We start from the raw sequence: 18,563 nt of genomic DNA on the forward strand, positions 1-18,563 counted from the left end.
CGGCTTCTGTCGGTGGCGCCGGGTACCGTCTCTCCGTGCCCGCAGCTACCCGTAAGAAGGCGACCGCCGAGCAACTTCTAGCAGCCGCCGTCGGTGCGGTCCCGGGTGGCGGTGAGCGCCCCGGCCAGCAGGCCATGGTGGCCGCCATCGACCGCGCCGTCAAGGAGCGCGAGCATCTGCTCGTGCAGGCCGGCACGGGCACCGGAAAGAGTCTCGCCTACCTGACGCCCGCGCTGCTTGTCGACGGCCCGGTGGTGGTGTCCACGGCCACCCTCGCCCTGCAGAACCAATTGGTCGAGCACGACCTGCCCCGCCTCGCCGCCGCGGTCGAGCCGGTCCTCGGCCGGCGCCCCACGTTCGCCGTGCTCAAGGGCCGTCACCACTACCTCTGCCTGGCCAAGATGGAACACGCCGACGAGGAGGAACCGACCGACACCCTCTTCGACGACGCGCCGCCCAAGGCCACCCAGTGGCTCGGCGAGGCCGGCAAGCTGGGCAAGCAGATCCAGCGCCTGCAGGCCTGGTCGGAGAAGACGAAAACCGGCGACCGCGACGAGCTCGACCCCGGTGTCGACGAGACGGCGTGGCGACAGGTCTCGATGCCGGCCCGCGACTGCGTCGGTGCGGCCAAGTGCCCCTATGGCGCGGAGTGCTTCGCCGAGGCCTCCCGGGCCCGCGCCCGGGAAGCTGACATCGTGGTCACCAACCACAGCCTGCTCGCCGTCGACATGCTCGCCGACCGGCACATCGTGCCGCCGCACAAGCTGCTCGTCATCGACGAGGCCCACGAGCTGGCCGACCGCGTCTCGTCGGCGGCCCAGGCCGAGCTGACCCCCGACGCGATCGAGCGCTCGTCCCGGCGCGCGAAACCCTTCCTCCCGCCGGCCACCGCCGAACAGCTGGCCGAGTCGGCCGACTCTCTCACCGTGGGCCTGGCCGAGACCCCGGCCGGCCGCCTGACCGGTGGCCTTCCCGACATGCTGCGGCAGGCGGTCACGTTGCTGGAGGCGGGCACCCGGGCCGGCCTGACGGCCATCGGCGACATCAAGGGCGACGACCCCGATCCGGTACGCAAACAGCAGGCCAAAGCGGCACTGGGTGACCTGTCCGACACCGCCCAGCGACTGCTCGAGGAGTCCGACTTCGACGTCGCCTGGGTGGAGAAATCCGACCTGGGCAGCGGCCGCCGGGCGCTGGTGGTGGCGCCGCTGTCGGTGGCCGGCACGCTGGCCCAGGGCCTCTACGAGGACCGCACGGTCGTCGCCACCTCGGCCACCCTGACCCTGGGCGGCCGGTTCGACACGGTGGCCCGCTCGCTCGGCCTGCCCGCCGCCGTCCCGGTCGTGCCGACGGCCCGTAACGCGGTCGCCGAGACCGCCGCCCCCGGCTCGCTGATCTCCGGCGCCCCGCCCACCTCCGGCGACAACTGGACGTCGCTCGACGTCGGTTCCCCCTTCGACTACCCCAAGCAGGGCATCCTCTACGTGGCCGCGCACCTGCCCCGGCCGGCCGCGTCCGGCCTGCCCGACCCGGCCGGCGAGGAGCTGCTGCGCCTGGTCGAGGCGATCGGCGGCCGCACGCTGGGCCTGTTCTCCTCCCGGAAGGCCGCCACCCAGGCCGCCGAGCTGCTGCGCGCCCGCACCGACCTGCCGATCCTGCTGCAGGGCGAGGAAGCGCTGCCGCTGCTGGTCCGCAAGTTCCGCGAGGTCAAGGAAAGCTGCCTGTTCGGGGTGATGTCCCTCTGGCAGGGCGTCGACGTCCCCGGCGACGCCTGCCAGCTGGTGGTGATCGACCGCCTGCCGTTCCCCCGCCCCGACGAGCCCCTGGCCGCGGCCCGCTCGGCCGCCGTCGACGCGGCCGGCGGCTCCGGCTTCGCCTCGGTGAGCGTCCCGATCGCGGCGATCCGGCTGGCCCAGGGCGTCGGCCGGCTGATCCGCTCGACCGGCGACAAAGGCGTGGTCGCGGTGCTCGACTCCCGCCTGGAGACGGCCCGGGGTTACGGCGCTTTCCTGCGCAAGTCGCTCCCCCCGTTCTGGTACACGACAAAGCCGGAGGTGGCGCTGGGCGCCCTGCAGCGCCTGGGCAAGAGCTGATGGCCAAGCGGCGCTGGTGGCTTGTCGGGCTGGTGGCCGCGTGGGCGGTGGTGCTGGGTGGGCTGTCGGTGTGGTCGGTTCGGCATGAGAAGGCGAGCGTGCCGGAGCAGCGGGACATCGCGGACGCCGTGCCGGAGCTGCAGCAGGCGGCGGGGGTGCTGTTCGCGGCGGCCGACGCGGACGGGCGGGCGCTCGTGCTCGGCGGGCTGGAGCTGATCGGGGACTGCCGGATCACGCCGGTGCGGTCCGGGGTGGTGGCCGCTCGGGACCTGACCGTCTACGTGCGTGACGGGGAAGCCCGGACCGCGCTCGACGCCATCGCGAACGGGCTTCCGCCGGGCTATCTGGCCGAGGTGGCGGCCAACAAGGGCGGGACCCGGCTCGGCTTCCACGCCGACGCCGGCAATTTCATCGGGATCGACGGGAACGCCGAGGCCACCGCCAAGGTGCTGACGCTGCGGCTCAGCAGCGGCTGCCGGCCGGACAGCGATCAGATCCCGGGTGAGACCGACCCGGGCGCGGGGGCGCCGCCGGCCGCGTTCGATGCCGTCCTGGCGGCTCTGGGTGGCGGCCGCGCGACGCCGGAGGTGCAGGCCGTGAACCGGCCGGACGCCGGGGTGGCGGCCAGCTGGAGTGTCGAGCTCGACGAGCCGGCGGACCTGGCCCAGCGGCTGCGGCTGGTGAGCGCGGGGGCGACGCTGCTGCGCTCGGACGCGAGCGCCTGGGCCTACCGGACGGACAACACCTCGGTGGTCGTGGTGCCGGACGGGAAACAGGTCCGGGTGACCGTCACTCAGTAGACGAGGGCCTGAGCCTCCGGGGCGGTCACTTCCTCGACGAAGACGGCGGCGCCGGCGATCCGGATGCCGGGGAGCACCGCCTCGGGCGTGATGTCGCGGCGGGCCGCGCACTGGGTGCAGGCGGTGACCCGGCCCTCGGACAGCAGCAGGTCGATCAGGTCGGGCAGGGGAGCGGCGTGCGGCAGCTCGAACTCGGCCGCACGGCCGGGCAGGGCGAACCAGGTCGACTCGCCGGTCAGCCAGAACGAGACGTCCACGCCGGACGCGGCGGCGGTCGACGCGACGGTGAAAGCCTGCGAGCAACGCTCGGGAGCGTCGGCGCCGGCGGTTGCCTTGACGACCAGTAAGCGTGCCATGGGCGCCAGCATAAGATGGTTCGGTCATGGTTACCGAGATCGGGTTCGTGAGCCTGCTGGTCGCCGGTTTGGGCGCACTGGCGGGCGGCATCGGCTATCTGGCCGTTCGTGTTTCCAGGGGGCGTTGGTAAGAGTGAGTGACGAGTCGGACAACCCTCTCGGACCGCCGCCGTGGCTGAACGCCCCGCCGGTGGAGCCCTATCCGTACGAGGACACCCACGACCTGCGTAAGGGTGCCGACCTGCACCCGGCGCTGCTCGGGCTGCTGCCGTTCGTGGGGCTGTGGCGCGGGCGTGGTCAGGGCGGCTTCCCGGCCGACGACGACTACGACTTCGGGCAGGAGATCCGGATCAGCCACGACGGCCGGCCGTTCCTGCGGTTCGAAGCGCGGTCCTGGCTGCTCGACGAGGACTCCAAGCCGGGCGGGGAGTGGATCGTCGAGTCCGGGTTCTGGCGGCCGGTGCTCAACGACGGGCGCGCGACCGACGAGATGGAGGCGACGATCGTCACCCCGGAGGGGACCGCCGAGCTCTATCTGGGCAAGACGGTCGGCCCGACCCGGCTGGAGATGGCCGCCGACGCGATCGCGTACACCCCGTCCGGCCTGCAGCTGACCGGCGCGCAACGGCTCTTCGGCATCGTCGACGCCGCGCTGCTCTACGCGCACGAGGTGGCGGTGGGCGAGAGCGGCCTGCGCCCGCACATGTCGGCGCGCCTGCTGCGCATCGGCGGCTAGTAACCGAGCAGGTCCAGCAGGCGGGGAGTCCAGGGCGAACGGGCCCGGGGCACCCCGTCCAGCGAGGTCACCTCGGCGAGACCACGCAGGGCGGAGGCGAACCAGATCGCGTCCGCCCTGGTCAGCTCGTCGAGCGTGACCATCCGGTAGGACCCGCGGAGACCCGCGGACGAGCATCGGGACAACAGCTCGGCGGCGGTGGTGCCGGCCAGGATGCCGGCCTCTTCCGGGGGTACGGAACACAGCTCCCCGCCGGTCAGCCAGACCACCGACGCGGTCGGGGCTTCCAGCGCGTACCCGTCATGGGAAACCCACAACAGGTCGTCGCCGCCCTGAGCCCGCGCCCAGCGCCGGGCCGCGAAGTTCGGTCCGTAGGACAGGGTTTTGGCCCCGGCCAGGGACCACGGCGGTGGCGGGCCGACCGCCGCGCTGAGCACCCGGATGCCCGACTGCCGCTCCTGCCGGACCGCATCGGGGATCGGGGCGACGGTCACGTGGAGTGATTCCCGGGTCTGAATGATCCGCAGCGCGCTCTCGACGGTTACCGGGGGTAATGCCGCCACCCGGGCTGCGGCCTCCTCCGCCGAGGCGGTGAAACCCAGCATGGCGGCCGACCGGGCCAGCCGGGCCAGATGTTGATCTAGCAGCCAGGGGCCGTCGGGACGCAGGTGCACGGTCTCGAAGACGCCGTCGCCGAACAACTCGGCCGGCGAGACCAGAACTCGGTCGGTCACGGGCGGAGCGTAACGACGAGCCGAACTATGCTCGTAACGTGTCCGCCACATCGCTAGCCGAAATGCTCCGTGAGCGCGGGCTGCGGCTCACGCCGCAGCGCCAGCTCATCCTGGAGGCGGTGCATGATCTCGGTCACGCCACGCCCGAGCAGGTGCACACCGCGGTCCGTGAGCGGGTCGCCGGGGTCAACATCACCACCGTCTATCGCACCCTCGAGCTGCTCGAAGAGCTCGGGCTGGTCAATCACACCCACCTGTCGCACGGTTCGCCGACCTACCACGCCGCGGGTGAGGATCAGCACGTTCACCTGGTCTGCCGTGGATGTGGGTCGATCAGTGAGGTAGACCCGACAGTGATGCTGCCGGTGACCGACCGGCTGCTGGCGGAGCGCGGCTTCCGGGTCGATGTCGGCCACGTCTCGCTCTTCGGTGTCTGCGAGGACTGCAAGGAGCTGTAATGACCGTAGTGATGGTCGAGGACCTCGATCCCTCGTCCGCCGACGCGGGGGTGGCCGCGCACTACGGCGACCCGATGCGGGAGCAACGCACCCTGGCCACCGCGGTCGGCCTGGTCGACCGCTCGAACCGGGACGTGATCGCCGTCCCGGGTGACGAGCGCGCCAGCTGGCTGCACACCCTGACGACTCAGCATTTGTCGGATTTGTCGGCGGGCTCCGGAAGCGAGCTGCTCGTGCTGTCCCCCAATGGGCACGTTGAGCAGCATGCCTACGTGACTGAGGATGGCACTACCGCCTGGCTGGACACCGAGCCGGGCGCAGGCGTCGGCTTGTTGAAATACCTGGAGATGATGCGATTCTTCACCCGGGTCGAGCCGCGCGACGCGACCGGCGAGATCGCCGTGCTTTCGCTGGTCGGGCCGGGTGCGGCCGACCTCTTCCCCGATCTGGCGGAACCCCGCCTGGCGGCGGTGCCGGGCCCGAAATTCGCCGCCGGCGAGCTGCCGGGGCACGCCACGAGCACTTACGCCGTACGCGCGTTTGAGGGTGGTCTGGCTCGTCGGGTTCCTCTTGGGGTTGATCTTCTGGTGCCGCGCGCCTCGAAGACGGCCGTCATCGAGAAGCTGGGCGTGCCGCTGGCCGGCCTCTGGGCCTACGAGGCGATCCGGGTGGAGCACCGCACCCCGCGCCTGGGCTGGGAGACCGATCACCGCACCATCCCGGCCGAGGCCGACCTGATCGCCGCCGCCGTGCATCTCGACAAGGGCTGCTACCGGGGGCAGGAGACGGTCGCCCGGGTGCATCACCTGGGCCGCCCGCCCCGCCGCCTGGTGCTGCTGCACTTCGACGGGATCGCCTCCGACCACCCGCCGGTGCAGGGCACCCCGGTGACCGCGGACGGCCGGGCGATCGGCTTCATCGGCACCGCGGTCCGGCACCACGAGCTGGGCCTGGTCGCCCTGGCCGTGCTGAAGCGCAACGTGGCCGACGACGCCACTCTTACCGTCGGCGAGTCGGTGGCAGCGATCGATCCCGCTTAGGGCCTGTCCTAGGATCCGTCTCATGACCGGGACCGTGATCACCGTTGCTCCGACCGGTGCGGAGAACACCAAAGACGACGTGCCAGCCCTGCCCGTCACCCTCGACGAGCTGGTGCGGACCGCCAAGGAATGCGAGGCGCTCGGCGCCTCGATCATCCACGTGCACATCCGGGACGCCGACGCCAAGCCGACCCTCGATCAGGGCCGGCTGCGCGACACCGTGACCGGCCTGCGCGAAGCCACCGACATGATCGTCCAGCTGTCCAGCGGCGGTGCGGTGACCGACCCGGAGTCCGACCGGCTGGCCGTGCTCTACGCCGCTCCGGAGATGGCCTCCTGCACGATGGGCACGGTCAACTTCGGCGACGGCGTGTTCCTGAACCGCTGGGAGTTCATCGTCGACCTGCACACCCGCATGCAGGACCGGGGCATCGTGCCGGAGTACGAGATCTTCGACCTGGGCCAGCTCACCACGCTGCAGCGGTTGCTCGGCCGATATGGCCTGCCGGCCGGTGGGCACGTGCACGTCGACCTGGTGATGGGGGTGCCGGGCGGGATGCCGGGCACGGCCGCCGCGCTGGTCGCCTGCGAGCAGGCGATCCGCGACCTGCCGGCCGGGACGACCTTCTCGGCGACCGGCATCGGCCGCAGCACGATTCCGGTGATGCTGGCGTCGCTGTCGGCGGGCGGGCACCTGCGGGTCGGCATGGAGGACACCGTCACGTACGCGAAGGGCCAGCCGGTCGAGTCGAACATGCAGCTGGTGGCCCGGGCGGCCGGGTTCGCCCAGCTCGCCCAGCGCCCGCCGCTGACCACCGCCGAGACCCGCGAGCTGCTGGGCATCCCCACTCGATGATCATCGCGGAGGTGGTGCGGTCCGGCTTCGTCGAGAGCGTGCACCACGGCTCGGTGGCGGTGCTGGCCGACGGCGGCGAGAGCCGCGGCGACGTGACCACCCCGATCTTCCCCCGGTCGGCGCTGAAGCCGTTGCAGACCGTCGGCATGCTGCGGGCCGGCCTGGTGCCGCGGGACGAGTCCGACCTCGCCATGATCAGTGCCAGCCACTACGGCGAGGCGCTGCACGTCCGGCGGGTGCGGGAGGTGCTGGCGGCGGCCGGGCTGGAGCCGGGTGCGCTGCGCTGCCCACCCGCCCTGCCGCTGGCCGAGCCGAGCCGAGACGACTGGCTCCGGCAGCAGGGCGGCCGGGAGCGGATCCTGATGAACTGCTCCGGCAAGCACGCCGGCATGCTCGCCACCTGTGTGGCGAACGGCTGGCCGACCGAGACCTACCTGGACCCGGACCACCCGCTGCAGAAAGCGCTGGCCGAGGCGGTCACCGAGCTGACCGGCGAGCCGATCGCCGCGGTCGGGGTGGACGGGTGCGGCGCGCCCTGCTTCGCGCTGTCGCTGACCGGGCTGGCCCGGGCGTTCCGGCGGCTGGTCGAGGCGGCCCCGGGGACGTACGAGCGACGGGTGGCGGACGCCATGCGGGCGCATCCGGTGCTGGTCGCCGGCACCGGCGTGGACGACTCGGTGCTGATGGCGGCGGTGCCCGGCCTGCTGGCCAAGGGCGGCGCCGAGGGTGTGGTGGCGGTGGCCGTGCCCGGCGTCGGCGCGGTAACCCTCAAGGTCGACGACGGTGGGATGCGGGCCCGGACCCCGGTGCTGCTGGCCGAACTGCGCCGGCTCGGGGTTCCGGTCCCGGCGATCGAGGTGCTGGTGCTGGGTGGCGGCGAGCCGGTTGGCGACGTTCGTCCCGTACGGTGACTCGTTTCACGCTAGCTGTAGTTAGCGTTTTGCTTGCAAGAGCTAGCACTCCGAGCTAGCGTCGAGCCATGGCCACCCCCAAGGATCTGCCTCAGGACATCGGGAGTTTCATCCGTGACCTGCGGCAGACGGCGAAGATCTCGCTGCGCCAGCTCGCCGACAAGGCGGGCGTGAGCAATCCGTATCTCAGCCAGATCGAGCGTGGCCTGCGCAAGCCGAGTGCCGAGGTGTTGCAGCAGATCGCCAGCGCGTTGCGGGTCTCGACCCCCGCGATGTACTTGCGGGCCGGTCTGCTTGACAGCGAGGGCCAGCAGGGGGTGCTGGCCGCGATCGCGGTCGATCCGGACCTCACGATCGCCCAGAAGCAGTCGCTGTCGCAGATCTACGAGACGTTCCGCAACGAGAACATCCGGCACGCGCCCGAGCCCGAGCCCAGCACGAATTCCGAGGAGCCGAAATGACCGAGCAGACCAACACCCGTTTCCCCGCCCCGCTCTACGCCGCCGCCGGTGCCGGTGACCTCGCCGTCGAGCAGCTGCGCAAGCTGCCGGCCGTGGTGACCGAGCTGAGCGAGCGCGCCGCCGCGTCGCTGCGCACCTACAACGAGCAGGCCAACGTCAAGGCCGCTCAGCTGCGCGAGAAGGCGTCCACCACCGACTTCGACGCCCTCCGGGGCAACGCCGCCAGCGTGGCGACGTCCTTCGCCCAGATCGCTCAGGACCGGGCCGTCGCGGCGTACACCGCGCTTGTCGCCCGGGGCGAGAAGGTCGTCGGCAGCGGTGTCGTCGAGGCCGCCGACGTGGTCAACGCCGACATCGAGACCACCGAGGTGCCGAAGGTCATCGAGGCCGCCAAGCCGGCTCCGAAGCCCCGCAAGCGGGTCACCAAGCCGGCCGCCGAGTAAAAACATGATCAGCGGGCCCCGGCGTTTGCCGGGGCCCGCGTCATAGACTTCTCTCATGGCCTACTCCGCGCCCATCTTCTACGGCGACGTCCGGAACTACATCGATCTGGTCATCATGATCTTTTCGTTGATCGTTCAGGCGGTCGCTCTGATTCATTGTCTGACTCAGCGGGGCGACGGGTTCCAGGCCATCGGCACACTGCCCAAGGGCGCCTGGGCCGCGATCCTGGCCGTCTGCATCGTGCTCACGCTGCTGTTCAGTGGCCCGATCGGCATCTTCAGCCTGATCGGCATCGGTGCCGCCCTGGTCTACCTGCTCGACGTCCGGCCCGGCCTGAAAGACCTGTCGGACGGCAAAGGCTTCTGGTGAGACGGTTCGGTCCGCCCCCACCTGACGGCGGACCCCGCCTGCAACGCCCCGACCGCACCGGCCCGCGATCCGGGCGGCCCACGCTGCCCGGGCCGGTGACCGAGCTGGTCTCCACGCCGTCCGGCGTCCGCCTCGAGCAACTGATCACCGGGGTGGGGGAGCCGGTCACCGTCTTCGCGCACGGCCTCGGCGGCGACATCGCCGGCAACCGCCCGCTGGGCAGCGCGGTGACCGGGCGCCGGGTGTTCTTCCACTTCCGCGGGCACGGCCGCTCCGACGCGCCGGTCGGGCCGTGGAGCTTCGGTGACCTCGCCGGCGACCTGCGGGCGGTGGCCGATCTGTCCGGTGCCACCCGCGCGCTCGGCGTGAGCATGGGGGCCGGCGCGCTGGCCCGGTTGCTCAGCGATACCCCCGACCGATTCGAACGGGTCGTCTTCTATCTGCCGGCGCCGCTCGACGGCACCCGGCCGGCCGCGGCCGAGGCTCGGGTGGAGCGGCTGCTGGCGGCCGTCGAGTCCGGCGAGGCCGCGTCGATCGCCGCCGCCGTGGAGTTCGAACTGCCGCCGGTCGTGCGTAACACCCCGACCGGCTGGAGCTATCTGCGGCAGCGGGTCGAGCAGTTGCAGACCGACGGACTCGCGGCCGAACTGACCACGCTGTGGCACGAGCCCGCGGTGGCCGACGAGTCGAAACTGGCCGCCTTCCGCGGGCGGGCGCTGGTGCTCGGCTGCCTGGGCGACGAGGTGCACCCGGCCGCGTGGGCCGAGCGACTGGCCGGCCTGTTACCGGGCGCGGAACTGCACATCTACGACCGGCCCGCGGTGCTCTGGACCAACCGGTCCGAGCTCCGCGAGCGCATCTCGTCGTTTTTGAATTCCTAGCTGGTCAGGTTGTACGCGACGTAGTAGTCGTCGGAGATGTTGCCGACCTTGTCCCACGCGTAGTAGTCGACCTCGAACGTGTAGCCCTTGCTGAGGCCGGCTGCGCCCACCGACCAGTTGCCGGCCCCGTCGACCGGACGCAGCGCCTGCGCCGTGTAGGGCAGGGCCTGACCGGTGTACTTCACCCAGGTGCCGTTGGCGAAGTTGTAGAAGTAGATCGTGGTCGCGTTGTACTTGTAGAACTGGATGCCGACCACGTCGACGCCGGCTTCGCCGTCGGCTGCCTTACCGCGGACGGTCGACCAGGACGCGGCCTTGTTGGGGCTGGCCGGGACGGTCAGCGAGACCGTCGGGCCGGTGGTGTCGGGCAGCACGGTCAGCGTGTTGACGGCGCGCGGGGTGGCCTTGCCCGAACCGTTCTGCAGGGTGACCTTCGGCGTCCAGGGGCCGGTGCCGAACCAGTGGCCGACGGTCGCCGACGTACCGGCGCTCAGCAGGCTGGTCTCGCCGTCGCCCCAGCCGGTCCACACCTTGGTGTTGGCCGGCAGCCCGGAGGCCAGCAAGGTGGCCTGCTCCTGGTAGTTGGGGTAGGTGTAGATCGGCGACTTCTGCCAGGCGTAGTTGCCCGGGGAGGTCGTGACGGTGACCGCGGAACCGGTCGTGAACACCCCGCTGCCGTCCAGGGCGCCGTCGTTCAGCGTCACCTTGACCTGGTAGGTGCCGGCCGTCGAGTAGAGGTGGCCGAAGAGACCGTCGACGGTCCCGTCGCCCCAATCGATGCTGCGGGTGATGGCGTCCGGCGCGGTGGTGTCGTCGGTGACGCCGCTTTCGCTGAGGTTGACGCGCTGGCCGGCCCAGATGGCGGTGGTGTCCAGAGCGTACGAGGCGGTGGGAGGGGTGTTGACCGGGTCGTCGGCGTGCGCCGGCGAGGCGATCGAGACGGCTCCGGCGGTGAGCGCCAGGCCGAGAAGGACGGGCAGTGAGCGACGGTTCATTTCTCCCCCGAGGTAACCCGCTCGTCCGTCCACACGGACGGAGGCCTGCGGACATTACCGGCTGGCAGAGCCATTGATCAAGCCGCTTCCCGACCGTTGGGCCGTAACCTTTACCCCCGCTGATCCGGTGTTCCCGTCGTGCGGTTATCCCCCAAATCCATTTTTATCGGACTCGTGGCCCTAGGCCTGCCGATCTCCGTCATGATCGGCTGGACCCTGGCGACCCCGCCTCATGCGCCGAACTCGCTCGGCTCACCGGGCGGTACCGGTGCTCTCGGCAACGCCGCCGGCAACGGTGGCGTCGGTGCGGCCCCCGGACGTGCCAATCCTCGTCCAACCACGACGGTGAAGCCGGCGCCGAAGCCGGTGCTGTCGACCGTCGTGCTACCACCGGCCACGGCGCCGCTGGGCCCACCGGTGGCCACCACGGCACCGCCGCCGACCCCGACGACGGCACCGACCACCGAGCTGCCACCGCTGAACGAGCCACCGGTGCCGACGCCCACCGAGATCACGGTGACGCCGACCTGGTCGTTGAGCGCGTCCGTCTCGGCCGACCCGAGCGGCGGCATCGGGGCGGGCATGGCGGACTGACCTGGCGCGCAGGCCATATGCTGCCGGATCGTGACCGCTGTTCGGCAGTTCCTGCAGGGTGCCGCCCTGCTCGCCCGGGGCCTCGGCCTGATCCTGCGCAGCCCCAAGCTGCTCGTGCTGGGTCTGGTGCCGGCCTTGATCTCCGGCATCCTCTACACGGCGGCCCTGGTCGCGCTGGTCGACTTCCTGCCGCGGCTGTCCCGGGGCGTCACCTGGTTCGCCGACGACTGGGCCGAGGGCTGGCGTGACCTGGCCCGGGTGCTGGGCGGGGCCGGCCTGCTCGGGGTGGCCGTGCTGCTCGGCATCCTCACCTTCACGGCGGTGACGCTGCTCATCGGCGACCCGTTCTACGAGCGCATCTCGGAGCTGATCGAGGACCGGTTCGGCGGGGTGCCGGACGAGGTCGAGGTGACCTTCTGGCAGTCGCTGCGGCGCAGCCTGGTCGACTCGCTCCGGCTCATCGCGCTGTCCATCCTGTTCGGCATCCCGCTGTTCGTGCTCGGGTTCCTGCCGGTGGTCGGGCAGACGGTGATCCCGGTGCTGGGCGCCATGGTCGGCGGCTGGCTCCTCGCGGTCGAACTGACCGGCGTGCCGTTCCAGCGGCGGGGAAAACGCCTGGCCGACCGCCGGGCCGCGCTTCGCCTTGCCCGGCCGCGAACGCTCGGCTTCGGCGTCGCCGTCTTCTGCTCTTTCTTGATCCCGCTCGGCGCGGTGCTGCTGATGCCGGCCGCAGTGGCCGGCGCGACCCTGCTCGCCCGGGACGTCCTGGGCAGCCCGCAATCACGCGCTTTCGCGGATCACCAGCTCGGTCGGTAGCACCACGGCGTCCGGCAGGTGTGGTTCGTCGTTGATCAGGCCGAGCAGCTGGCGGGCCATCGTGCGGCCCATCTCCACGATCGGCTGGCGCACGGTGGTCAGCGGCGGCTCGCTGTAGCGACTGATCTCGAAGTCGTCGAAGCCGATCACCGCGACGTCGGCGGGCACCCGGCGGCCGGCGTCCTTGAGGGCGGTCAGCGCGCCGTGCGCCATCATGTCCGAGGCCACGAAGACCGCGTCCAGGGCCGGATCGTCGTCGAGCAGCTTGCGCATGGCCACCATGCCGGACTCGCGGGTGAAGTCGCCGATCTGCACGTGCTGAGCGAGACCGGCCTCCTCCAGGGTGGCGCGGTAACCGGCGAGCCGGTCGATGCCGGCCACCATGTCCTGCGGGCCGGCGATGGTGGCGATCCGGCGGCGGCCGGCCGAGACCAGGTGGCGCACCGCCGAGCAGACGCCGCCGAAGTGGTCGACGTCGACGTAGGGCACCGCGGCCTCGCCGATCGGGCGGCCGCTGCAGACCACCGGGATGCCGAGCCGCACCAGGGTGCCGGGCAGCGGGTCGGCGCCGTGCATGGACGCGAACATCACGCCGTCCACGTGACCGGCCACCGCGTAGCGTTCGACGCGATCGTGGCTCTTGGCCGAGCCGGCCATCATCAGCACGAGTTGCTTGTCGGCGGCCTCGAGCTCGCCGCCGACGCCGCGGATGATCGCCGGGAAGAAGAGATCGTCGGAGAAGACCCGGTTGGCCGTTTCCGGCAGGATCAGCGCGATCGACTCGGTGCGCTGGGTCACCAGGCTGCGGGCGGCCTGGTTGGGCACGTAGCCCAACTCCTCGACCGCGCGGGTGACCGCCTCGCGGATGGAGGCGGCCACCGATGTCGAACCGTTGACGACGCGGGAGACCGTCGCCCTGGACACTCCGGCGCGTCGCGCCACCGCCTCCAGGGTCGGTCGTTCCCGCGTCACCACCAGGTCACCCCTCGCTCTCTCCCGGCTCGGCGATGCCGTTGCGGCGGATCACCTCCCGGTACCACTTCGCGCTGTCCTTGAGCCGCCGCTCCTGGGTGGCGTAGTCGACGTGCACGATCCCGAAGCGTTTCGCGTAGCCCTCGGCCCACTCGAAGTTGTCCATGAGCGACCAGACGAAGTATCCACGCAGATCGACTCCGGCCGCCAAGGCATCATGGCAGGCCCGCAGGTGGCCGTCGAGGTACTCAATGCGTCGGGTGTCGTGCACTTCGCCGTCGGCACCCGGACCCTCGGGGTACGCCGCGCCGTTCTCGGTGATCAGCATCGGGGTGCCGGGGTAGTCGTCGTGAATCCGCTTGAGCAGCCGGGTCAGGCCGGACGGCTCGATCGGCCAGTTCATGTCGGTGACCGGGCCGTTCGGGGCGCGGAAAGCGATGCCCTCGCTGCCGGGCTGGTCCGGCGCGGCCGGCGAGCCGGGCTTGGCCGAGACGTACGACGGCATGTAGAAGTTGACGCCCAGCACGTCGATCGGGGCGTTGATGGTGGCCAGGTCGCCGTCCTGGATGTAGGACAGGTCGGTGAACCGGGACATGTGGGCCAGCATGTCGGCCGGGTATTGGCCCTTGAGCAGCGGATCGAAGAACACCCGGTTGGAGAGCCCGTCGATGATCCGGACGGCCTCGCGGTCGGCCGCGTTGTCCGGGTCGACCGGGAAGACCGCGGACGGGTTGAGGGTGATGCTGACGCTCCGGGCGCCGGCCGAGCGCAGCGCGCGGGCCGCCAGGCCGTGGCCGAGCAGCAGGTGGTGGACGGCCGCGAAGGTCGCCGCCGGGTCCTGCTTGCCGGGCGCGTGCCGGCCGCTGGAGTAACCCAGGTAGGCCGAGCACCACGGCTCATTGAGCGTGGTCCAGGTGCCGACCCGGTCGCCGAGCCGGCCGTAGACGATCTGGGCGTACTCGCCGAAGGCCTCCGCGGTGAGCCGGTTGGCCCAGCCACCGAGGTCTTCCAGGGTCTGCGGCAGGTCCCAGTGGTAGAGCGTGACCACCGGGTCGATGCCCTTGCCGAGCAGTTCGTCGGTGAGCCGGTCGTAGAAGTCCAGGCCCTTGACGTTCACCGGGCCGGTGCCGTCGGGCTGGATGCGCGGCCACGCGATCGAGAATCGGTACGACGCTAGGCCGAGATCCGCCATCAGCGCCACGTCGTCGACGTAGCGGTGGTAGTGGTCGCAGGCCACGTCGCCGGTGTGCCCGCGGTAGACCCGGCCCGGCTCACGGCTGAAGGTGTCCCAGATGGACTCGCCGCGACCGTCCTCCCGCGCCGCGCCCTCGATCTGGTACGACGCGGTGGCCGCGCCCCAGACGAAGCCGTCGGGGAAGGTGATCCCGGCGAGGGCCGGCTGCGCCGACGTGGACGTGACGGTTGCCGTCATGCGTTCCCCGCTTCCTGGTGTTGCGAAGTGTGTTCGCGAAGTCACTTAACCGGTTAATCATAGGGGCCCAAGGGGCCTCGACGAACCGCCGGTAAGACGAATTTAAACGGGTCAGCCGGTCCGCAAGGCCGAGATCAGGCGAGGGTCACCGGTTACCACCAGGCGATCCATCCGCTGCCGGCCCATCAGGGCGAGGAGCAGGTCGCTGGCCGGGCCGGTCGCCTGGGCCCGCGCGTGGTGGTCGTCGGTGTCCAGAATCGTGCCGGTGTCGAGCAGCGCCACCCCGGCGCCGCGCAGCCGCACGAACCACTCGTAGCCCGCGTCGCCGGCCACCAACTGCACGACGCCGTGCAGGTCGGTGGGGCCTTTCCGCTTGCCGGCCGGCAGCCAGGTGTCGAGCACCTCGCTCACCCCGTCGGCCGCCAGCTTGGTCTCGATCGGCGTGGCCCGGCCGGCCGCGGCCTCCGCGTCCCAGCGGTGAATGGAAACCTCGTGGGCCATCCGGCGGTGCCAGAAACCGGCCTGCTTGGCCTGCGGCGCCCAGTTCCACGCCGGGAAGTCGGCCTCGATCGCCTCGAGGGTCTCGATCGTGCCGGTCAGCTCGCGGCGCAGCTCGTCGAGCGCGGCCGTCCACTCGGGGCGTTCGCCCGAGCGCACCGGCGCGGTGGTCGGACCGGCGGTGGTGCCGCGCGGCACCGTCTCGCGCACCCAGTGCATCAGGGTCGTGACGTGCTCGACCAGATCGGCGCAGGTCCAGCCGGGGCAGGAGGGCACCTCGGCGGACGGGCCGGCCTGGGCCACCGCGTCCTGCAGCGCGGGGCTGTCGGCTCGCAGGGCGGCGAGCCAGAACTCCTTGGTCGCGTGCAGCCTGTTCATCGCGAATCTCTCCACTCCATCGGACCGCCGATGAGTGCCCCGGCGCCTTGAGCCTAGGGTGTTCGTCGTGCCTGACGTTAGTCGCGACCGCCAAACCGACGCACCCGCGAATTCACCACTCGCGGCTTACACGACGCTACGCCTCGGTGGCGAGCCCGGCACCTTGACGGTAGCCGTCGAAACGGACCAAGCCGTCACTACGGTGCGTAATGCCTCGGCCGAGGGGCGTCCGGTCCTGGTCCTGGCCGGCGGCAGCAACGTGGTGATCGGCGATGCCGGCTTCCCCGGCGAGGTGCTGCTGCTGCGCACCCGCGGGATCGAGGTGGTCTCCACGCGAGCTGACGACGTGGTCGTCCGGGTTGCCGCGGGCGAGGTCTGGGACGACTTCGTGGAGTACGCCGTGACGAACGGCTGGTCCGGCGTCGAGTTCCTGTCCGGCATCCCCGGTTCGGCCGGAGCCACCCCGATCCAGAACGTCGGGGCGTACGGCTCGGAGGTCGCCGACACGATCGTGGCCGTGCACGCCTACGACCGGGAACGGGACGCCGTCCGGGCGATGACCCCGGCGGAGTGCGCCTTCGCGTACCGCGCCAGCGTCTTCAAGCACAGCGACCGCTACCTCGTGCTGCACGTCGACTTCCGGCTCGCGGTCTCCACCGAGTCGGCGCCCATCCGCTATGCCGAGCTGGCCCGCAGTCTCGGGGCCGAGGCCGGAGACCGGGTCTCGCTGCGCCAGGCCCGCGACACCGTCCGGAAACTGCGCGAGCAGAAGGGAATGGTGCTCGCTCCGGATGACCACGACACCTGGTCGGTGGGCTCCTTCTTCACCAACCCGGTGGTGAGCGGTGAGCGCTGGGCGGCACTCGGCTTGGACCATGCACCGCACTGGCCGGGCGAGGACGGCAGCGTCAAGATCCCGGCGGCCTGGCTGATCGAGCACGCGGGCTTCCCGAAGGGCTTCGCCGGAGCCGGCGTCTCGATCTCCACCAAGCACACCCTGGCCCTGACCAACCGGGGCGAGGGCACCACGACCGCGCTGCTCGACCTCGCGAGGACCATCCGGGGCGGTGTCCTGGAGAAGTTCGGCATCGAGCTGCACCCCGAGCCCGTACTGATCAACTGCGAGCTTTGATTATTCGTACCCGAAGACCTGGGTGTAATAAGGCAGGCCGTTGTTGCCGTAGGCAACGCCGGTCCCGATCGAATGAGCGCTGCAGTTGAGGATGTTGTCCCGGTGGTCCGGGCTGTTCATCCACGCCTCCAGCACCTCCTCCGAGGTGCGGTAACCCCAGGCGATGTTCTCGCCGGAGGGCTGTTCGTAACCGGCCGCGTGGGCCCGGGCCGCGAACGTCGTGCCGTCTTTCCAGACGTGCGTGAACTGGCCGGTCTTGGCCATGTAGAGGCTCTGCCGGATGGACGCGATGGTCAGTTCCAGGTCGACCGAGAGCGTGCCGCAGCCGTTGGCCCGCCGCTGCTGGTTGGTCTTCGTGACGACCTCTGACATCAACTGGGCCGGGGTGAGCGCGGCGTCCGGTGCGTTGGCCGGGAGCGGTGGTGCCGGGACTCGAGCCTGTGCCGGCGTTCCGGCCGCGAGCAGCGCCGTGAGCGCGGCTGCGAACAGGGCGAGACGTCGTAACACCTGTTGCCTCCCGGGTGCGGGTAGGGGCTGAGTCGCCCACCTAGGTATATCGCAGCCGTTATTTGGCTGTATGTCCCTTATTTGGCGGAAACCGGCATCGGCCCCCGCAAAAGTGTCAGGCTGGTGGGATGGCCGAGTGCGCCAGCCCGTCCCCGGATTCCGGAAACGTGCGGACCGCCCCCGCTGGCCGGATAGCCCGCTAAACTGTCACTGTCCGTAAATAGACCGTGACATCACGCTATCGTGGCTTTGCGCGGTTAAATCCGTTGCCCGCTGTCGTGCGAGCAACGCTGAGCAAGACGCTGACTTATTCGACGGGCCACCACCGGTGCGCCCGGCGGACAGCTGTGTGCGAGCGAGGGGTGGGGCCAGGGTGATGACACGATGAGTCGCCTTCTCGTCGTCGAGGACGACCCGGACATCGCGCTCGCACTGCGGCTGCTGTTCAGCCGGGCGGGCTACGAGGTCGCGCATGCCGGTGACGGCCGTACCGGTCTGAAGGAGGCGTACGCCGAGCATCCCGATCTGGTGGTGCTCGACGTCGGCCTGCCCGAGATGGACGGCTGGCAGGTGCTCGAGCGGCTGCGCGACGTCTCCGACGTGCCGGTGCTCGTGCTGACCGCGCACGGCCAGGAGGCCGAGAAGGTGCGTGGCCTGCGCGGTGGTGCCGACGACTACCTGACCAAGCCGTTCGCCAACAACGAACTGCTGGCCCGGGTCGAGGCCCTGCTGCGCCGCTCGTCGAGCGGCCAGAACAGCTGGGCCAGTCAGGTCTACGACGACGGACTCGTGCACCTCGACCCGACCAAGCGCCGGGTGTACGTCAAGGGTGACGAGAAGCGGCTGACCCCGACCGAGTTCCGTCTGCTCAACGCGCTGGTCCGGCACGCCGGCGCGGTACTGAGTCCGAACCAGCTGCTGACCCAGGCGTGGGACGACCCCACGGGCATCGGTCAGGAACGCGTGAAATTCGCCGTACTGCGGCTGAGGCGCAAGCTCGGGTGGTCAGATCCGGACGAATCGCCCATTGAATCGGTCCGAGGATTCGGCTACCGCTACCGCCGACCCGGCGGCGAGTCCTGATTTCTCAGGTGACGGGC

General features: G+C 70.8%; 22 protein-coding genes and 1 pseudogene. 15 read left to right on the forward strand and 8 right to left on the reverse strand.

Annotation, left to right across the window (positions count from 1 at the left end; genetic code table 11):
* Positions 1–35: 35 nt before the first annotated feature.
* Both Ate02nite_RS34395 and Ate02nite_RS34400 read left to right on the forward strand, forming a co-directional pair.
* Positions 36–2,093 (forward strand): ATP-dependent DNA helicase, encoded by a 2,058-nt coding sequence (locus Ate02nite_RS34395; protein ID WP_203812068.1) that lies wholly within the window; start codon positions 36–38, stop codon positions 2,091–2,093.
* Positions 2,093–2,893 carry a hypothetical protein gene (locus Ate02nite_RS34400; RefSeq protein WP_203812069.1) on the forward strand — a complete coding sequence of 267 codons (801 nt, stop codon included), beginning with the start codon at positions 2,093–2,095 and terminating at the stop codon, positions 2,891–2,893. Before Ate02nite_RS34395 ends, Ate02nite_RS34400 begins: the two co-directional genes overlap by 1 nt.
* Here the strand turns inward: Ate02nite_RS34400 and Ate02nite_RS34405 are convergent.
* Positions 2,887–3,261, reverse strand: a complete 375-nt coding sequence (locus tag Ate02nite_RS34405) for a DsrE family protein (RefSeq protein WP_203812070.1) — start codon at positions 3,259–3,261, stop codon at positions 2,887–2,889. The genes Ate02nite_RS34400 and Ate02nite_RS34405 overlap by 7 nt on opposite strands.
* Positions 3,262–3,275: 14 nt before the next feature.
* On the opposite strand from Ate02nite_RS34405, the gene mtfM reads away from it, so the two are divergent.
* Complete coding sequence (gene mtfM / locus Ate02nite_RS49580; RefSeq protein ID WP_275407434.1) at positions 3,276–3,380, forward strand: small membrane protein MtfM; 105 nt, start codon at positions 3,276–3,278, stop codon at positions 3,378–3,380.
* 2 nt (positions 3,381–3,382) lie between these two features.
* Entirely contained in the window at positions 3,383–3,985 is a 603-nt protein-coding gene (locus tag Ate02nite_RS34410; RefSeq protein WP_203812071.1) for a heme-binding beta-barrel domain-containing protein, read from the forward strand.
* Here Ate02nite_RS34410 and Ate02nite_RS34415 read toward each other — a convergent pair.
* Positions 3,982–4,719 (reverse strand): aminotransferase class IV, encoded by a 738-nt coding sequence (locus Ate02nite_RS34415; protein ID WP_203812072.1) that lies wholly within the window; start codon positions 4,717–4,719, stop codon positions 3,982–3,984. The genes Ate02nite_RS34410 and Ate02nite_RS34415 overlap by 4 nt on opposite strands.
* Positions 4,720–4,781: 62 nt before the next feature.
* On the opposite strand from Ate02nite_RS34415, the gene Ate02nite_RS34420 reads away from it, so the two are divergent.
* From Ate02nite_RS34420 to Ate02nite_RS34455, 8 genes and pseudogenes are all read left to right on the forward strand, one after another.
* Positions 4,782–5,177 carry a Fur family transcriptional regulator gene (locus Ate02nite_RS34420; protein WP_203812214.1) on the forward strand — a complete coding sequence of 132 codons (396 nt, stop codon included), beginning with the start codon at positions 4,782–4,784 and terminating at the stop codon, positions 5,175–5,177.
* Positions 5,177–6,217 (forward strand): CAF17-like 4Fe-4S cluster assembly/insertion protein YgfZ, encoded by a 1,041-nt coding sequence (gene ygfZ / locus Ate02nite_RS34425; RefSeq protein ID WP_203812073.1) that lies wholly within the window; start codon positions 5,177–5,179, stop codon positions 6,215–6,217. Before Ate02nite_RS34420 ends, ygfZ begins: the two co-directional genes overlap by 1 nt.
* A gap of 22 nt (positions 6,218–6,239) precedes the next feature.
* Positions 6,240–7,073, forward strand: coding sequence for a beta-keto acid cleavage family enzyme (locus Ate02nite_RS34430; protein WP_203812074.1), 834 nt, complete (start codon positions 6,240–6,242; stop codon positions 7,071–7,073).
* Positions 7,070–7,984 carry an asparaginase gene (locus tag Ate02nite_RS34435; protein WP_203812075.1) on the forward strand — a complete coding sequence of 305 codons (915 nt, stop codon included), beginning with the start codon at positions 7,070–7,072 and terminating at the stop codon, positions 7,982–7,984. The genes Ate02nite_RS34430 and Ate02nite_RS34435 overlap by 4 nt, the downstream gene beginning before the upstream one ends.
* A 68-nt stretch (positions 7,985–8,052) precedes the next feature.
* Positions 8,053–8,403 (forward strand): annotated as a pseudogene (locus Ate02nite_RS34440) (helix-turn-helix domain-containing protein); the annotation flags it as partial.
* 38 nt (positions 8,404–8,441) lie between these two features.
* Positions 8,442–8,888: a hypothetical protein gene (locus Ate02nite_RS34445; protein WP_203812077.1), complete on the forward strand. Its 447-nt coding sequence runs from the start codon at positions 8,442–8,444 to the stop codon at positions 8,886–8,888.
* Positions 8,889–8,943: 55 nt separating this feature from the next.
* A complete protein-coding gene (locus Ate02nite_RS34450) occupies positions 8,944–9,258 on the forward strand; it encodes a DUF2516 family protein (RefSeq protein WP_203812078.1) in 315 nt (104 codons plus the stop codon).
* A complete protein-coding gene (locus Ate02nite_RS34455; protein WP_203812079.1) occupies positions 9,255–10,139 on the forward strand; it encodes an alpha/beta fold hydrolase in 885 nt (294 codons plus the stop codon). The genes Ate02nite_RS34450 and Ate02nite_RS34455 overlap by 4 nt, the downstream gene beginning before the upstream one ends.
* Here Ate02nite_RS34455 and Ate02nite_RS34460 read toward each other — a convergent pair.
* Both Ate02nite_RS34460 and Ate02nite_RS34465 read right to left on the reverse strand, forming a co-directional pair.
* Positions 10,136–11,134, reverse strand: coding sequence for a hypothetical protein (locus tag Ate02nite_RS34460; RefSeq protein ID WP_203812080.1), 999 nt, complete (start codon positions 11,132–11,134; stop codon positions 10,136–10,138). The genes Ate02nite_RS34455 and Ate02nite_RS34460 overlap by 4 nt on opposite strands.
* A 230-nt stretch (positions 11,135–11,364) precedes the next feature.
* Entirely contained in the window at positions 11,365–11,718 is a 354-nt protein-coding gene (locus tag Ate02nite_RS34465; protein WP_203812081.1) for a hypothetical protein, read from the reverse strand.
* A gap of 40 nt (positions 11,719–11,758) precedes the next feature.
* Here Ate02nite_RS34465 and Ate02nite_RS34470 point away from each other — a divergent pair, with 40 nt between their 5' ends.
* The gene (locus Ate02nite_RS34470) at positions 11,759–12,544 is read left to right on the forward strand and encodes an EI24 domain-containing protein (RefSeq protein ID WP_203812082.1); all 786 of its coding nucleotides are present in this window, start codon (positions 11,759–11,761) and stop codon (positions 12,542–12,544) included.
* On the opposite strand, the gene Ate02nite_RS34475 is transcribed toward Ate02nite_RS34470, so the two are convergent.
* The 3 genes from Ate02nite_RS34475 to Ate02nite_RS34485 all read right to left on the reverse strand — a co-directional run bounded on the left by Ate02nite_RS34475 (position 12,509) and on the right by Ate02nite_RS34485 (position 15,824).
* Positions 12,509–13,519 (reverse strand): LacI family DNA-binding transcriptional regulator, encoded by a 1,011-nt coding sequence (locus tag Ate02nite_RS34475; protein WP_203812083.1) that lies wholly within the window; start codon positions 13,517–13,519, stop codon positions 12,509–12,511. The two genes, Ate02nite_RS34470 and Ate02nite_RS34475, sit on opposite strands and share 36 nt — an antisense overlap.
* A 4-nt stretch (positions 13,520–13,523) precedes the next feature.
* Entirely contained in the window at positions 13,524–14,948 is a 1,425-nt protein-coding gene (locus tag Ate02nite_RS34480) for a GH1 family beta-glucosidase (protein ID WP_203812084.1), read from the reverse strand.
* 111 nt (positions 14,949–15,059) lie between these two features.
* Positions 15,060–15,824, reverse strand: coding sequence for a maleylpyruvate isomerase family mycothiol-dependent enzyme (locus Ate02nite_RS34485; protein ID WP_203812085.1), 765 nt, complete (start codon positions 15,822–15,824; stop codon positions 15,060–15,062).
* Between the two features lie 58 nt (positions 15,825–15,882).
* Here Ate02nite_RS34485 and Ate02nite_RS34490 point away from each other — a divergent pair, with 58 nt between their 5' ends.
* Positions 15,883–16,956: a UDP-N-acetylmuramate dehydrogenase gene (locus Ate02nite_RS34490; RefSeq protein ID WP_438871285.1), complete on the forward strand. Its 1,074-nt coding sequence runs from the start codon at positions 15,883–15,885 to the stop codon at positions 16,954–16,956.
* Here the strand turns inward: Ate02nite_RS34490 and Ate02nite_RS34495 are convergent, their stop codons facing one another.
* Positions 16,957–17,463 (reverse strand): CAP domain-containing protein, encoded by a 507-nt coding sequence (locus tag Ate02nite_RS34495; RefSeq protein WP_203812087.1) that lies wholly within the window; start codon positions 17,461–17,463, stop codon positions 16,957–16,959.
* A 384-nt stretch (positions 17,464–17,847) separates the two neighbouring features.
* On the opposite strand from Ate02nite_RS34495, the gene Ate02nite_RS34500 reads away from it, so the two are divergent.
* Positions 17,848–18,546, forward strand: coding sequence for a response regulator transcription factor (locus Ate02nite_RS34500; protein WP_020513053.1), 699 nt, complete (start codon positions 17,848–17,850; stop codon positions 18,544–18,546).
* Positions 18,547–18,563: the final 17 nt, after the last annotated feature.

This window comes from Paractinoplanes tereljensis (genome assembly GCF_016862435.1).
Classification (GTDB): Bacteria; Actinomycetota; Actinomycetes; order Mycobacteriales; family Micromonosporaceae; genus Actinoplanes; species Actinoplanes tereljensis.

Coding starts and splice junctions, on each gene's coding strand:
- Ate02nite_RS34445 (WP_203812077.1), top strand. CDS start 8,442: ATGACCGAGCAGACCAACACCCGTTTCCCCGCCCCGCTCTACGCCGCC.
- Ate02nite_RS34485 (WP_203812085.1), bottom strand. CDS start 15,824: ATGAACAGGCTGCACGCGACCAAGGAGTTCTGGCTCGCCGCCCTGCGA.
- Ate02nite_RS34500 (WP_020513053.1), top strand. CDS start 17,848: ATGAGTCGCCTTCTCGTCGTCGAGGACGACCCGGACATCGCGCTCGCA.
- mtfM (WP_275407434.1), top strand. CDS start 3,276: ATGGTTACCGAGATCGGGTTCGTGAGCCTGCTGGTCGCCGGTTTGGGC.
- Ate02nite_RS34450 (WP_203812078.1), top strand. CDS start 8,944: ATGGCCTACTCCGCGCCCATCTTCTACGGCGACGTCCGGAACTACATC.
- ygfZ (WP_203812073.1), top strand. CDS start 5,177: ATGACCGTAGTGATGGTCGAGGACCTCGATCCCTCGTCCGCCGACGCG.
- Ate02nite_RS34420 (WP_203812214.1), top strand. CDS start 4,782: ATGCTCCGTGAGCGCGGGCTGCGGCTCACGCCGCAGCGCCAGCTCATC.
- Ate02nite_RS34430 (WP_203812074.1), top strand. CDS start 6,240: ATGACCGGGACCGTGATCACCGTTGCTCCGACCGGTGCGGAGAACACC.
- Ate02nite_RS34465 (WP_203812081.1), bottom strand. CDS start 11,718: ATGCCCGCCCCGATGCCGCCGCTCGGGTCGGCCGAGACGGACGCGCTC.
- Ate02nite_RS34435 (WP_203812075.1), top strand. CDS start 7,070: ATGATCATCGCGGAGGTGGTGCGGTCCGGCTTCGTCGAGAGCGTGCAC.
- Ate02nite_RS34400 (WP_203812069.1), top strand. CDS start 2,093: ATGGCCAAGCGGCGCTGGTGGCTTGTCGGGCTGGTGGCCGCGTGGGCG.
- Ate02nite_RS34405 (WP_203812070.1), bottom strand. CDS start 3,261: ATGCTGGCGCCCATGGCACGCTTACTGGTCGTCAAGGCAACCGCCGGC.
- Ate02nite_RS34480 (WP_203812084.1), bottom strand. CDS start 14,948: ATGACGGCAACCGTCACGTCCACGTCGGCGCAGCCGGCCCTCGCCGGG.
- Ate02nite_RS34460 (WP_203812080.1), bottom strand. CDS start 11,134: ATGAACCGTCGCTCACTGCCCGTCCTTCTCGGCCTGGCGCTCACCGCC.